11 protein-coding genes are annotated in these 14,034 nt (G+C 58.6%); 7 read left to right on the plus strand and 4 right to left on the minus strand.

Annotated elements, in window-relative coordinates; all coding sequences use genetic code 11:
- Positions 1–68: 68 nt before the first annotated feature.
- The 4 genes from NIBR502773_RS30275 to NIBR502773_RS30290 are packed head-to-tail and all read right to left on the minus strand — an operon-like array spanning position 69 to position 3,958.
- Positions 69–842: an enoyl-CoA hydratase gene (locus NIBR502773_RS30275; RefSeq protein WP_115487314.1), complete on the minus strand. Its 774-nt coding sequence runs from the start codon at positions 840–842 to the stop codon at positions 69–71.
- A gap of 11 nt (positions 843–853) precedes the next feature.
- Positions 854–1,981 (minus strand): acyl-CoA dehydrogenase, encoded by a 1,128-nt coding sequence (locus tag NIBR502773_RS30280; RefSeq protein WP_141157768.1) that lies wholly within the window; start codon positions 1,979–1,981, stop codon positions 854–856.
- 12 nt (positions 1,982–1,993) lie between these two features.
- Positions 1,994–3,178, minus strand: coding sequence for an acetyl-CoA C-acyltransferase (locus tag NIBR502773_RS30285; RefSeq protein ID WP_141157769.1), 1,185 nt, complete (start codon positions 3,176–3,178; stop codon positions 1,994–1,996).
- 12 nt (positions 3,179–3,190) lie between these two features.
- A complete protein-coding gene (locus NIBR502773_RS30290) occupies positions 3,191–3,958 on the minus strand; it encodes an SDR family NAD(P)-dependent oxidoreductase (RefSeq protein ID WP_141157770.1) in 768 nt (255 codons plus the stop codon).
- 200 nt (positions 3,959–4,158) lie between these two features.
- Between NIBR502773_RS30290 and NIBR502773_RS30295 the strand changes: the two genes are divergently transcribed.
- The 7 genes from NIBR502773_RS30295 (at position 4,159) to NIBR502773_RS30325 (ending at position 13,991) form a co-directional block, all read left to right on the plus strand.
- Complete coding sequence (locus tag NIBR502773_RS30295) at positions 4,159–5,052, plus strand: bestrophin family protein (protein ID WP_141157899.1); 894 nt, start codon at positions 4,159–4,161, stop codon at positions 5,050–5,052.
- Positions 5,053–5,123: 71 nt separating this feature from the next.
- Complete coding sequence (locus NIBR502773_RS30300; RefSeq protein ID WP_065941534.1) at positions 5,124–6,182, plus strand: tetratricopeptide repeat protein; 1,059 nt, start codon at positions 5,124–5,126, stop codon at positions 6,180–6,182.
- Between the two features lie 111 nt (positions 6,183–6,293).
- Complete coding sequence (locus NIBR502773_RS30305; protein ID WP_115487309.1) at positions 6,294–7,796, plus strand: ATPase domain-containing protein; 1,503 nt, start codon at positions 6,294–6,296, stop codon at positions 7,794–7,796.
- Complete coding sequence (locus NIBR502773_RS30310; protein WP_141157771.1) at positions 7,793–9,463, plus strand: response regulator; 1,671 nt, start codon at positions 7,793–7,795, stop codon at positions 9,461–9,463. Before NIBR502773_RS30305 ends, NIBR502773_RS30310 begins: the two co-directional genes overlap by 4 nt.
- A gap of 483 nt (positions 9,464–9,946) precedes the next feature.
- Positions 9,947–11,089 (plus strand): hypothetical protein, encoded by a 1,143-nt coding sequence (locus tag NIBR502773_RS30315; protein ID WP_141157772.1) that lies wholly within the window; start codon positions 9,947–9,949, stop codon positions 11,087–11,089.
- Entirely contained in the window at positions 11,068–12,654 is a 1,587-nt protein-coding gene (locus NIBR502773_RS30320; protein WP_141157773.1) for a hypothetical protein, read from the plus strand. Before NIBR502773_RS30315 ends, NIBR502773_RS30320 begins: the two co-directional genes overlap by 22 nt.
- A complete protein-coding gene (locus NIBR502773_RS30325) occupies positions 12,612–13,991 on the plus strand; it encodes a hypothetical protein (RefSeq protein ID WP_141157774.1) in 1,380 nt (459 codons plus the stop codon). The genes NIBR502773_RS30320 and NIBR502773_RS30325 overlap by 43 nt, the downstream gene beginning before the upstream one ends.
- The last annotated feature ends 43 nt before the right edge of the window (positions 13,992–14,034 follow it).

Raw genomic sequence — 14,034 nt, forward strand, 5'->3', positions numbered from 1 at the left:
AAGCTTCAAGTAAAAGCGCATTGGCGATTACTTGCAGCTTGCAGCTTGAAGCTATACAGCTGCAACGACTACTTATCCTTGAACTCAGGCGCGCGCTTGGCCACAAACGCCGCCATGCCTTCCTTCTGGTCCTGCGTGGCGAACGCGGCATGGAACACCCGGCGCTCAAAGCGCACGCCTTCCGACAGGCTCACTTCAAACGCGCGGTTCACACTTTCCTTGACCATCATGCTGATCGGCACCGATTTGCCGGCAATCAGCGTGGCGACTTTCAGCGCCTCGTCGAGCAGTTCATCGGCGGGCACGATGCGCGCGACGATCCCGCAGCGCTCGGCTTCCACCGCATCGATAAACCGTCCGGTCAGGCACATTTCCATGGCCTTGGCCTTGCCCACCGCTCGAGTCAGGCGCTGGGTGCCGCCCATGCCCGGCAGCACGCCGAGGTTGATTTCCGGCTGACCGAACTTGGCGCCGTCACCGGCCAGGATAAAGTCGCACATCAGCGCCAGCTCGCAGCCACCGCCCAGGGCGAAGCCGTTGACCGCGGCGATGATCGGCTTGCGGCGGTTGGCCACGCGGTCGCTGTCGCTGAACAGATCGTCGAGGTAGATCTGCGGGTAGGTCAGCTCGGCCATTTCCTTGATGTCGGCGCCGGCGGCGAAGGCTTTTTTCGAGCCGGTCAGCACGATGCAGCCGATTTCCGGGTTGGCTTCCAGGCCATCCAGGGCCTGGTTCAACTCACTGACCAACTGCGCATTCAGGGCGTTCAGGGCTTGCGGGCGGTTGAGGGTAATCAACCCGACGCGGCCCTGGACTTCGAGCAAAATGGTGTCGTAACTCATGTATCGGCTCCTTAGAGATTGCGTGAGATGACCATGCGTTGAATATCGCTGGTGCCTTCGTAAATCTGGCAGACCCGCACATCGCGGTAGATCCGCTCCACGGGGAAGTCGCTCAGGTAACCGTAACCGCCGAGGGTTTGCAAGGCGGCCGAACAGACTTTTTCGGCCATTTCCGAGGCGAACAGCTTGGCCATGGAAGCTTCGACCAACGCCGGCTTGCCGCTGTCCCGCAGGGCGGCTGCGTAGTGCACCATCTGCCGTGCCACGGCGATTTGCGTGGCCATGTCCGCCAGGCGAAAGGCCACGGCCTGGTGTTCAATGATCGGTTTGCCGAAGCTTTCACGCTCGCGGGCGTAGTCGCGTGCAGCCTCGAAAGCGGCGCGGGCCATGCCCACCGATTGCGAGGCGATGCCGACGCGACCGCCTTCAAGGTTGGCCAGGGCGATCCTGTAACCCTCGCCCTCCTCCCCAAGACGGTTGGCCACCGGGACCTTTACATTCTCGAACAGGATCTGACAGGTATCGGAGGCATGCTGGCCGAGCTTGTCCTCGACCCGCGCCACGCTGTAGCCCGGCGAATCGGTGGGCACGATAAACGCGCTGATGCCACGCTTGCCCGCTGCGGGGTCGGTCACCGCGAACACAATCACCACCCCGGCATTCTGGCCGGAGGTGATGAACTGTTTGCAGCCATTGAGCACGTAATGATCGCCTTCACGGCGTGCGCGGGTTTTCAGGCCACTGGCATCCGAACCGGCTTGCGGCTCAGTCAGGGCGAAAGCACCGAGCATGGCGCCGATGGCCAGGGGCTTGAGGAATTGCTCTTTCTGCTGATCGTTGCCGAAGTTCAGGATCGGCACGCAGCCCACCGAGTTGTGCACGCTCATGATGGTGGAGCAGGCGCCGTCACCGGCAGCGATTTCCTCCAGGGCCATGGCGTAAGCCAGGTAACCGGTGTCGCACCCGCCCCACTGTTCGGGCACCAGCATGCCGAAAAAGCCCAGTTCGGCCATCTCGCCGATGGCTTCCTTGGGAAAGCGGTGCTCACGGTCCCACTCGGCGGCAAACGGTTTGAGCCGCTCCTGGGCAAATTGCCGGGCGGCGTCGCTGATTTGCAGTTGTTCGTCATTGGGCAGCATTGGGCTCAGTCCTTAATACAGGCATTCGACGGCCATGGCCGTGGCTTCACCGCCGCCGATACAAATGGCGGCTACGCCCCGCTTGAGGCCTTTCTGGCGCAGGGCCGAGAGCAGAGTGACCAGGATCCGCGCGCCGGACGCGCCAATCGGGTGGCCCAGGGCACAGGCACCACCGTGGACGTTGACCTTGGCGTGGGGGATTTCCAGCTTGCTCATGGTCACCAGGCTGACCACGGCAAAGGCTTCGTTGATTTCGAACAGATCGACGTTGTCGAGGCTCCAGCCGGTCTTGCTCATCAGCTTGCGAATCGCGCCCACCGGCGCCACCGGAAACAGCCCCGGTTCATCGGCAAACGCCGCATGCCCGTGGATCACCGCCAGCGGCTTGAGCCCACGCTTTTGCGCCTCGGACTCACGCATCAGCAGCAACGCTGCCGCGCCGTCGGAAATCGAGCTGGAATTGGCCGCCGTCACCGTGCCGCCTTCGCGGAACGCCGGTTTGAGGCCGGGGATTTTTTCCGGCTTGGCCTTGGGCGGTTGTTCGTCATGCAGGATGGTTTTCTGCTCTTTGCCGACGGTGACCTGTACCGGGACAATTTCGGCAGCAAAGCTGCCATGGGTGATTGCCTCCTGTGCACGGGTCAGCGACGCGATGGCAAACGCATCCTGCGCCTCACGGCTGAAGCCGTTGAGCTGCGCGCACTCTTCGGCAAAGGTGCCCATCAGGCGGCCCTTTTCATACGCATCTTCCAGGCCGTCAAGGAACATGTGATCGATGACGCGGCCATGGCCCATGCGATAGCCGCTGCGTGCGCGGTCCAGCAGGTAGGGCGCGTTGGACATGCTTTCCATGCCGCCGGCGATCACCACGTCGACGCTGCCGGCCAGCAGGGAATCATGGGCGAGGATCGCCGCTTCCATGCCCGAGCCGCACATCTTGTTGAGGGTGGTGCAACGCGTGGACTTATCCAACCCGGCGCCCAAGGCGGCTTGACGCGCAGGCGCCTGGCCCAGGCCGGCGGGCAGCACGCACCCAAACAACACCTCATCCACGGCATCGGCGGCGATGCCGGCACGCTCGACCGCCGCACGGATAGCCACAGAGCCCAGTTGCGGCGCGGTGAGGCCCTTGAGGTCGCCCTGGAACCCGCCCATGGGGGTGCGCACGGCGCTGACAATCACGATGGGATCATTCATGGCTCATCCTCCTTACTTGGCCGCCATGCGCAAGGCGCCGTCGAGACGGATCACCTCGCCATTGAGCATGCTGTTTTCAATGATGTGCCGCACCAGCGCGGCGTATTCGGCAGGCTTGCCCAGGCGCGGCGGAAACGGCACGCCGGCGGCCAGGGAGTCGCGTACTTCCGGGGTCATGCCGGCCATCATCGGGGTTTCGAAAATGCCCGGGGCGATGGTCATCACGCGAATGCCGAAGCGCGCCAGCTCCCGTGCGGCGGGCAAGGTCAGGCTGGCTATCGCGCCTTTGGACGCCGCATAAGCGGCCTGGCCGATCTGCCCGTCGAACGCAGCCACCGAAGCGGTGTTGATGATCACCCCGCGCTCGCTGTCGGCGTTCGCTTCAGTTTCGGCGATGGCGGCTGCCGCCAGGCGCAGCAGGTTAAAGCTGCCGATCAGGTTGACGTTGATCACCTGGGCAAAGCTGGCCAGCCCGTGGGGGCCAGTCTTGCCGAGGATCTTTTCACCGCGCACCACCCCCGCGCAGTTCACCAAACCATGCAAACCGCCAAACGCCGCGACCGTTGCCTGCACGGCGGCTTCGGCTGCGGCCTCCTGGCTGATATCCGCCACTGCACTGCGGGCGTTGTCGCCGAGCTGCCTGGCCTTGGCCGCCACGGCGTCGGCATTCAAATCCACCAGCATGACCCTGGCGCCGGCCGCGACCAGCATATCTGCGGTGGCTGCACCGAGGCCGGACGCGCCGCCGCTTACCAGAAAAACCTTGTTCTCAATCTGCATTATTGTTTCCTTGAACGGTCGAGATCGTCGAAATAGTCGCTCTGCAACGCCACGGCAGCAATGGTCAAAGCCTTCAACATGGCTGACTGGTTTGGCCAATCATCGACCGCGCTGATCGGCCGGTCAGCCCAAGCGATTGGACGTGCGCCGTGCAAGCTCCTAACCTGAGGGCCTGCGCCACCGAAGAAGTCCTCCCCGCGATGATCGTACGTCCCAAACCGAACCTTCTGGGTATCCTGTTTTCCCTCAAGGGCTCGATTGCCAAGCGCATCGCCCTGCGCAGCCTGCTGGTCACGCTGCTGGCGTCGGTGATCGTGTTGGTGGAAACCCTGCACCCGGCCTATTTCTCCAAGGTCAACGCCACGCCCTTTACGCTGCTCGGGCTGTCGCTGTCGATCTTCATGAGTTTTCGCAATAACGCCTGCTATGACCGCTGGTGGGAAGGCCGCAAGCAGCTGGGGCAGATGATCATCGAGGTGCGCTCGCTGATTCGCGAGACCCAGGTGCTCACTGACCCGGCGGAGCGTGGGCGCCTGCTGCGGGGCCTGGGCGGCTTCGCCCACGGGCTGGTCGCGCGCTTGCGCCACGAAGACGAAGCCCGGGCGATAGAGCCTTGGACCCGTGTGCAAGCGAGTCATCCCAACCTCCCTGACCGGGTGCTGCAACAGATTGGCGCGGGATTTTCCGCTTTGGCCGAGCAAGGCGCCCTCAGCGAATGGCGTTACACCCAGTTGGAAACCCGCCTGGTCAGCCTCAGCCAGGTACAGGCCGCGTGCGAGCGCATCAAGAGCACGCCGCTGCCCTTCCCTTATACCTTGCTGCTGCACCGCACCATTTACCTGTTCTGCATCCTCTTGCCGTTCGCCATGGCCGAACCCCTGGGCTGGCTGACGCCGGTGTTTACCGCCATTGTCAGCTACACCTTCTTCGGCCTCGATGAAATCGGCGACGACCTGGAAGACCCTTTCGGCTTTGACGAAAACGACCTGCCCTGCAATGCGATCCTGCGCACCCTGGAGCGTGAGCTGCTCGCCGCCCTCGGCGAAACCGACCTGCCGCCGGCCCTGGAACCGGTGGAATACGTGCTGACCTGACGCGGGTTTGACACCTGCCGTGGTCTGGCCGAAGCTTGCGGCTTTGCTTCTTCAGCTTTTCGGACGCCTGCATGTCAAAGTCACGCCGTTACTCCATCGTCGGCCTGTGCGCCCTGTTGTTGATTGTGCTGATCACCTGGTATTTCTCCCGCACCACCCAGGTGGCCGTGCCTGCGGCCATTGCCCACGGTTATTCGAAAGCCTTGAAGCAGGCACGTAACGGTGAGCCGGGCGCCGCGCGCGTGTTGTATCAGCAATTGGGCCGGCCGGACCTGTCCCCCGAACGCCGCGCCGCGCTGCATGCCGAATTGCCCAACTACCCCAGCCCCCAGGCCTTGAAGCTCGCCGACAAAGACCTCACCAGCGACGCCCCGCAGGTGCGCGAAGCGGCCATCCACAGCATTGTCGGCCTGGTGCCCAGCGGCCAGCGCACGCTGCTGCTGGGCCCGGTGCTCGATGATCCCGAACAAAGCGTACGCTTTGCCGCCGCCAATGCCCTGCTCGGCCTGTCGCCCGACACCTTGGGCCTGTACTTCGGGCCGTTGCAGCAGGTATTGGACGAGTTCGTGAAAAAGCTCAAGGCCCAGCCGGAAACGGCCGAAGGCTGGATTCAACTGGCGCGCCTGTACATTCACAGCGCCCTGCTGCCGGAGGCGCAAAACGCCCTGGAACAGGCCATGCGTTTGCAACCGGACAACCTGCAAGCGGTGGTCGCGCAGATCGAGTTGCTGGATAAACAGGGCAAGACCGATGAGTCCCGCCAACTGCTGGCCCGGCAACTGGCGGCGCATCCTGAGTCGGCCTACCTGCAACATGCCCTGGGTATGTGGCTGTTGCACCATGGCGAGCGCACCTATGCCCTGCTCGGCCTGTCCAAGGCCGTGGAGCTGGAACCGGACAATCAGGATTACCGCTACGACCTCGCCACGACCCTGCATGCCCAGCAGGAATTGGAAGCGGCCCAGCGCCAGCTGGAGGAAATCGTCCAGCGCCACCCGGCCAATCGCAAGGCGCGGGTGTTGCTGGTCAACTATTGGAAAGAAAGCGGCCAATTGCAGAATGTGCAGGTGCTGCTCGCCCAGCTCGAACAGCAAAACCCTGACGATCCGGCACTGCAGCAAGGCCTGTAGGCACAATAATCGCGCATCAGTTTGAACCGCCACAAAGCGCTACGGTCAAGAGAATATGGCGCGTCCACCTGGATGCGCATCCTCTACTCGTATGTGACCTGAGGGCACTTCTTGTCTACATCCAAAGCGTTGTTAACCGAAAAAGCAGCCATCGGCATCGAAGGTCTCGACGACATTCTTGCCGGAGGGCTATCGCGCAGCCACCTGTTCCTGCTGGAAGGTGAACCTGGCACCGGTAAAACCACGGTCGCCCTGCACTTCCTGCAGGCCGGGGCGAAAGCGGGTGAGCGAACGCTCTACATCACACTGTCCGAAACCGAGCGTGAGTTGCGCCAGGGCGCCGAGTCCCACGGTTGGGACCTGGACGACAATATTCATATCTTCGAACTGACCCCGCCGGAGAGCCTGCTGGATGCCGAGCATCAGCAGAGCCTGCTGTACTCTTCGGACCTGGAACTGGGCGAAGCGACCCGGCAGATCTTCGAAGTGGTGGAGCGGGTCAAGCCGACCCGAGTGGTCATCGACAGCCTCTCGGAAATCCGCCTGCTCGCGCAAAGCTCGCTGCGCTATCGACGCCAGATCCTGGCGATCAAGCATTACTTCGTGCGCTACGACGCCACCGTGCTGCTGCTCGACGACCTGACTACCGAATCCCTCGACAAAACCGTGCACAGCGTGGCCCACGGGGTGATTCGCCTGGAAGAGCTGACCCCCAACTACGGCGCCGAACGCCGTCGCGTGCGGGTGGTGAAATATCGCGGGCAGAAATATCGGGGTGGGTTTCACGACTTCACCATCATGCACGATGGCATCCACGTATTCCCGCGCCTGGTCGCCGCCGAGCATCGTGGCGGTTACCTACGCCAGACCTTGAGCAGCGGTATTCGCGAGCTGGATGCCCTGATGGGTGGCGGCGTCGAGACCGGCTCCAGCAGCCTGATTCTTGGCCCGGCCGGTACCGGCAAGTCGCTGATCTCGATGATTTTCGCCGCAGCGGCGGTAGGCCGTGGCGAAAAGGCCGCGCTGTTTATCTTCGATGAAGAACTGGGTTTGCTGTTCGAGCGCATGAACAATATGGGCATCGACCTCGCCGCTCTGCAGGCCACCGGCAACCTGCTGATCGAACAGGTGGACGCGGCCGAGCTGTCCCCCGGCGAGTTTTCCCACCGCGTGCGCCGTTGCGTGGACGAGCGCGGGATCAAAACCGTGGTCATCGACAGTATCAATGGCTACCAGGCGGCGATGCCGGAAGAAAACGCGCTGATCCTGCATATGCACGAACTACTGCTGTACCTCAACCGCCGTGGCGCGGCGACGTTCATGACCGTCGCGCAACATGGACTGGTCGGCGACATGCAGGCCCCTGTCGACATCACTTACCTGGCCGACACCGTGATTCTGCTGCGTTATTTCGAGGCGCTGGGCAAGGTGCGCCGCGCCATCTCGATTATCAAGAAACGCACCGGCGCCCACGAGTCGACTATCCGTGAATACCGTATCAGCAGCCGCGGCATGACCGTCGGGGAACCGTTGGACAATTTCCAGGGGGTTTTGCGCGGCATCCCGACCTACATGGGCGCCGGTTCGCCTTTGCTCAAGGATGAGGCCGTGTGACCACCCTTTCCCCCGTATCCGAACGCGCAATCGTCCTGGCGCCCATGGGCCGTGATGGTTCGTTGGCGCTGATGATGCTCAAGGAAGCTGGCTACACCGGCATGGTTGCCAGCAGCCTGCCCGCATTGTGCGAGGCCGTGGAGCAAGGCGCCGGGATGCTGATCATCGCAGCCGAAGCCCTGCGCGGCGCGGACCTGGAGCCCCTGCTGGAATACCTGCACCAGCAGCCCGCCTGGTCCGACTTGCCCATCGTGCTGATGACCCATCACGGCGGCAGCGAGCAGAACGGTTCATCCCACCTCAGCGGCCTGCTGGGCAACGTGACGTTCCTGGAGCGCCCCTTCCACCCCGTGACCTTGATCAGCCTGGTGAGCGCCGCCCTGCGCGGACGGCGTCGGCAATATGAAGCACGGGACAGGTTGATCGATCTGAGCGAGAGCGAACTGCGTCTGCAGCGCACCCTTGAGACGCTGGAGCAGCAAGTCGAAGAACGCACGGCGCAGTTGCGCAGCAATGAAGAAGCCTTGCGCCAATCCCAGAAGATGGAAGCCGTCGGCCAATTGACCGGCGGTATCGCCCATGACTTCAACAACATGCTCACCGGCATTATCGGCAGCCTGGAGCTGCTGCGAAGGCGTGTGTCCCGCGGCAAGCTGGACGATCTGGACAGCCTGATCGATCTCGGCGTGACTTCCGCCAACCGCGCCGCCGGCCTCACCCACCGCCTGCTGGCGTTCTCGCGGCGCCAATCGCTGGATTCCAAGCCGGTACAGATCAACCAGCTGGTGACGTCCATGGGCGAGCTGCTGCAACGCAGCCTCAACGAAAGCATCGCCTTGGACATGCGCCTGGACACTCAGTTGTGGACCGCCGAGGCCGACCCCAATCAACTGGAAAGTGCCCTGCTCAACCTGGCGCTCAACGCCCGGGATGCCATGCCGAGTGGGGGCCGCCTGGTTGTCGAAACCTGCAACCGTCACCTCGACAGCGTCTTCACCGCCGCCTACGGCACGCTCAAGCCCGGCGACTACGTGGAGCTGAGCGTCAGCGACACCGGCTGCGGTATTCCGGAAAGCCTGTTGGGCCGGGTCTTCGACCCCTTCTTTACCACCAAGCCCATTGGCCAGGGCACCGGCCTGGGCTTGTCGATGATCTACGGTTTCGCACGCCAGTCGCGCGGGCATGTGACTCTCCACAGTGAGGTAGGCAAAGGCACCACGGTGAGCCTGTTCCTGCCGCGTTTCGTCGGCGAAATCACCCCCGATGTGACCGTGGACCCTGCCCTGTTGCCGATCGCCAACAGCGGGGAAACCGTGCTGATCGTCGAGGACGACCCGGCGGTGCGCGTGCTGGTCAGCCAGGTATTGAGTGAGCTGGGCTACGCCTTTGTCGAAGCGGGCGATGCTGACAGCGCACTGCCGATTATCGAATCCAGCCAACGCATTGACCTGATGATCAGCGACGTCGGCTTGCCCGGCATGAATGGGCGACAACTGGCAGAGATCGGTAGGCAGATTCGACCGGACTTGAAGGTGTTGTTTATTACCGGGTATGCCGAGCATGCGGCGGTGCGTGGCGGATTCCTGGATCCGGGGATGCAGTTGATCACCAAGCCGTTTACGTTTGATTTGTTGACGGCGAAGGTGCGGGAGATGATTCGAGCATAACGTTTTTCATTCGGTATGAAGGCCGTTATTTGATGCGCAGCGTATTGATATTGGTGGCTTCAGCGGCAAGCCGTTCCAGGGCACGCCCTGATCCATCTACAAGAGGGGCCGTTGGCGGTGTGTTCGTTTACGCTTGCTGGAGTATTCAAAACCGAAAAACTTGTCTGAGTCATGGGCGGCTTGCTTCAGGTGGCGAAGCTATGTTTCAGCATATTTGAAGATTTTTTTGGAGAAAACTTAACCTCCTCAGCCTAAACGGTTTCTATGACGCTATCGCACTCTATAACCGTTATGTTCTTGTATTCAGGCCAATTTCTCTTTGAGGCGGCAACTAGCACTCTAATAATTTTCCTCATGCTCTCATCAATAGCCCGATTTTGTTCTTCATGTTTCCATCATGGAACCCGTTGTTTGGCGTGGACACTATATGGATAAGCTCATAAATAAAAAGCACTCATCCACGACCTCACAAAAGGTACTCGCATGCTGTCAACTGAAACTATCAACGCTCGCCCTCCAAACTCAACGTCCGTGGAAAATTCTCAGGCGTCCAACCCGCAACAACCAATTGCGCGCGCACAGCAGCCAATACCTCATAGTGCTGAGAATGAAGTTTCAGGTGATAGTAAACTTTCGGGCCTTTATGCCGCAGCATTGCGTCAGGGCGCGACAAAAAATGTAATGCCCACACATATCGATAATATCCCGAGCGATTCGTCCTTCGGTAAATGGTGGTCTCATTTTCATGATGCAATCAAGAGCCCGCAGTTCACTGAGTGGGCAAAAGGCAAAAACATTGACCTGTCGAAGCCCATAGAGCTGTATCCCTCTACCGACCAAATGACCGTTACGATTAATGGCCAGCGCGAGGCGTTAATTGGACGGGAACAAGACATTATGTGGCCCGTGGTTGTAGCTCCCGTCATGAGAGCCGCTGCCATTATCGGAGCGGAAAGGGCACCGGTCGCGGCGACGACTTCTGACATTAACGAGTTCTTCTATAGTCTCAGTGCGAGAAATGTTACTCAGATGAGGTGGTCCACGACGCCGAACGCGACGCTGGTCATGGCGCCGACCTCTAACTCTTCCGCGCCCCTTGAGGCCGTGGAGAGTTTCTATGGAGCGAGCAGACCGCTGTATACGAAGGAAGCTTTGGAAACACGTGCCGCAGAACTTGAGGGGAAAAAGTCTTTTAACGAACTGTCCTCTCTTGATGTGGAAAGATTGGCTCATGACCGATCTGACGATGCGCTGGTCACTGAAAAAATAGCGCTGGCAGATACTCAGAATAAACACATGTTGAGGAACAAGCTGCAAAACATTCCTGGCAGGGAACCGCAGCAAATCGCCGACTATTTGAAAACGACCACGATAGACGTTCATCCCAATTCCAGCTATGCCCTGACCCAGGAAAATCAGGACACTAATACGGTCAGCCTTGAAAACTTCATTTTAGGAAGCGGCTGGAGCAAGCCAGCAGGCCCCCTTCAAGTGGCAGATATGATCCTTGCCCTTAAATCGCCTTCATTGAGTGAACCGGCGCATGGTGACTTGGGGGTGGGTTTTCCTGGCCCGTACCGTTGGACCAGGAGTCGCAAAAACTTGTGTTCAACCAAGTTTATTTGAATGGGGAGGATCTTGTCTCAGGTCTCGGTGAACAGCAGCGCGATGGTAAACAATATGGAGCGTTGGGCTACCTCGCGAATGGTTTTGCCTTTGACTCTGCAGATTTAAGTCACCCTCGTCGTGCGATAGAAAAACTGATCCATTCCGAAAAAGGCCAAAGGTTGGGCAAGGCACTTCAAGAAAAGATGGGCGGCGCAGAAACTGAGGGAAGTGCCCAGGATTGGGCCTTGACGGCAATCATGGCTACCCTGGACAGCCAGTCTGTGTTCAGTCCCAGGCTGCATCATACGGCTGGATTCTGCCTGGAGGCGGATGACCTGCATGGGCTTCCCCTGGCACAGGTCAAGCGGACACTGGAGGACAAGCTAACCCGAGACAAGAGGACCACGAGCGCGGTAGCGCCTCTAGGTGCGTATCTGTTGCTCTCACGGGCAGCCCCCGAGCTGCTGATCAAGGACACTCCCAGCAACGTTGTCTATGGCTCACCTTCCTGGATGAGCTTAAGGGCGGCAGTCAAGTTCATTGAGGCCCAGGCGCCTGGTGCCAGTTCACATATGTCGTTTACCCAAGTCATGGAGTACGCCAACCTGCCCGCGCTCAGCAGCGAAGAGCAAACCCTTCGGAACGCGTTCACCAACGAGTCACTTTTGCTCTGGGGTAAGCTCAACGGCTTAATCACGAAATCACATATCAGAGAGTTTACGCCGGAAGATTTAAAACTGTGCCAGGAAAAATTAAATCAGCAAGTTGGAGAGTTGTCGAAAATACCCAGGTACCTCATGGCGCCAATGCCCACACGTCGTGCACTGGCACTGGAAAACTTGAAAGAGGCGTATGGCGATAAAATACCTTTTGAGAAAAATTTCCTGCAGTCCACCACTGGGGGAGGCATGGATGACCACTTTTTCTCGCCCCTTGATGCATACATGTCTGACCAATTACATCTTCCTCAGTGGAGGTCGATAGATTCGAAACAGTCCGTTGATGTATTCAAAGGACCAAAATTATTGAACCCTAACTGGCTTTTCGAAAAACGCTTCGATGAATATCATAGTGCCTTGAAGGTCAATTATAAGAACCTCTTGAAAAATATGTTCTCTAAATTGCCTGAAGAGGATCGCAAACACCTTGAGCGTGGAAAGCAGGAATTTTATTACTTGCGCCCGGCCATTGAAGGACATTACACCCATCTTATACCCGATTCGGAGGCAAAATCCGCGAAAGGTTTGGGGGGAGTGCTCATTTGTTCGGAACTCGGAGAGGATGTCCGCTATTACGAGGTGTTTCCTAACTCCATGTTGATTCGCAAACGTACGGATCTTCCCAAGAAACTCAGTCTTGGAGGCGTACCAGATATGAGGAACATCGAGATAAACAGAACTCATGCACTTGATTGGGAAGCGTATAAGACTGGAAAGCCACCTCGAGAGCAAACAACCACATCCGAAATACTCGTTTATCGGCTCCCCCCAATAAGGAATGGGCGGCAGAATCACCCGGCACCTCTTCAGTCACCGCACCCATGTCTTATTTTGGCAAAAAGACCGAGTATCTGGCTGAAATAGCGGCAAGCCAGCATTTTACACCTGATTATGAGCTGTCCAAAAATGGCGCCCGCGGCGAGAGCGGTATAGAAAAAACGGAGCGGATATACAAAGCCGGCCAGGAGTTTCTATTAGGTTTGATCCCGTTTAAAAACGCCATAGAAAGCGCCATCAAGGGTAATACTGCTGAGTCCATCATGCTGTTCATTATGGATGGCGTGAGCTTTATCGCCCCAGGTGTCAAAGCGGCCGGTATTCTCGGGAAGGTCGGTACAAGCGGTGCAGTCAAAGCCATAAGTATTGCCAAAATTGCCGGTGGTGCGGTGCTCGCGGCCGCCAACCCGGCGGGAGGTATGGATGATCTGGTGCGCTTGATAGGAAACGGCGGGCAAAAACTCGTTTCCACCGGACTCCAAGGATTGAGCAGACTGACAGGTACCGCGCAGAGTGTGGACTTGATCAAGCTGGCTCAAAGAGCGGATATCGCCGAAGTAGCGGTCAAGAGTGCCGACGGGATTAGCCAATACAGGACGCTCGCCAAAGTCGACAACAGAACCGGCAAAGTCTTTCGCTATTCGGCCAAGGCGGATAAAGTTTATGGCCGGCCGCTCGAGGGTTTCAGCATGAACCCTGGCGGCGCCAATGACAGAACCTCTTTACTCGGAAGACAGCTGGCGGCGGACAATGTCATTGATATGGGCGGTTCGATGAGGGAGCTCAAAGCGCTGGATAAAGAGATATTCACTTTTGTGAACGACGTTCAAGGCACATCCCGGCTAACTATTGTTGCCCATGGCTGGGAAAGAAACCCGCTTAAAAAGTTATTTAGTTTGGATCCCACAGTGTCCGACTCGGCCGGAAAGTTATTTAATTTGGGTTCCACAGTATCCGACTCGGTCGGTAAGTCTTACTCACCCGCGCAATTTCTCGAACTGCTTAAGAAGAGTGGTATCGACCCGCAGAAATACGACAGCATACGTTTTGTCACCTGTTTCTCAGGAGAAGCCGGCACCCACTCTTTTGCCGCCAAGTTTAAGGAGCTTACCGGAAAGCCCGTGGCTTCTTTCGAAGGTAGCGTCACTGTCAAGGCGAACGACTTCGAAAAGCCTTTTCAAGATAATTTGAATATCGCCAAAATCAAAAATCCGCAGGCAGATGAGAGCAGTCTTTTAAACCTTGCCGAAGAGAAACTTAAAAGAGACTTTGAAGGGAGACTTGACAGAATTCTAACGGTAGATAATGAGCATAACAGACCCATTTTCAGCATCGGATGGAATGGGCAAGTGAGGCTAGGGCAAGAAGTGGTTAACTATCGCCCCGCTTTCTATGGAACGAAACCATGGAACACTGCCGGATAATGTCCTATCCCATGTGAACTAAAACAGCTATTCCATTACTCAT

The sequence above is a fragment of the Pseudomonas sp. NIBRBAC000502773 genome, from assembly GCF_006517195.1.
In the GTDB taxonomy this organism is placed as follows: domain Bacteria; phylum Pseudomonadota; class Gammaproteobacteria; order Pseudomonadales; family Pseudomonadaceae; genus Aquipseudomonas; species Aquipseudomonas marginalis.

Excerpts from the sequence above, each read along its gene's own strand:
- NIBR502773_RS30295 (WP_141157899.1), top strand. The coding sequence starts at position 4,159 with ATGATCGTACGTCCCAAACCGAACCTTCTGGGTATCCTGTTTTCCCTC.
- NIBR502773_RS30290 (WP_141157770.1), bottom strand. The coding sequence starts at position 3,958 with ATGCAGATTGAGAACAAGGTTTTTCTGGTAAGCGGCGGCGCGTCCGGC.
- NIBR502773_RS30285 (WP_141157769.1), bottom strand. The coding sequence starts at position 3,178 with ATGAATGATCCCATCGTGATTGTCAGCGCCGTGCGCACCCCCATGGGC.
- NIBR502773_RS30315 (WP_141157772.1), top strand. The coding sequence starts at position 9,947 with ATGCTGTCAACTGAAACTATCAACGCTCGCCCTCCAAACTCAACGTCC.
- NIBR502773_RS30325 (WP_141157774.1), top strand. The coding sequence starts at position 12,612 with ATGTCTTATTTTGGCAAAAAGACCGAGTATCTGGCTGAAATAGCGGCA.
- NIBR502773_RS30275 (WP_115487314.1), bottom strand. The coding sequence starts at position 842 with ATGAGTTACGACACCATTTTGCTCGAAGTCCAGGGCCGCGTCGGGTTG.
- NIBR502773_RS30280 (WP_141157768.1), bottom strand. The coding sequence starts at position 1,981 with ATGCTGCCCAATGACGAACAACTGCAAATCAGCGACGCCGCCCGGCAA.
- NIBR502773_RS30300 (WP_065941534.1), top strand. The coding sequence starts at position 5,124 with ATGTCAAAGTCACGCCGTTACTCCATCGTCGGCCTGTGCGCCCTGTTG.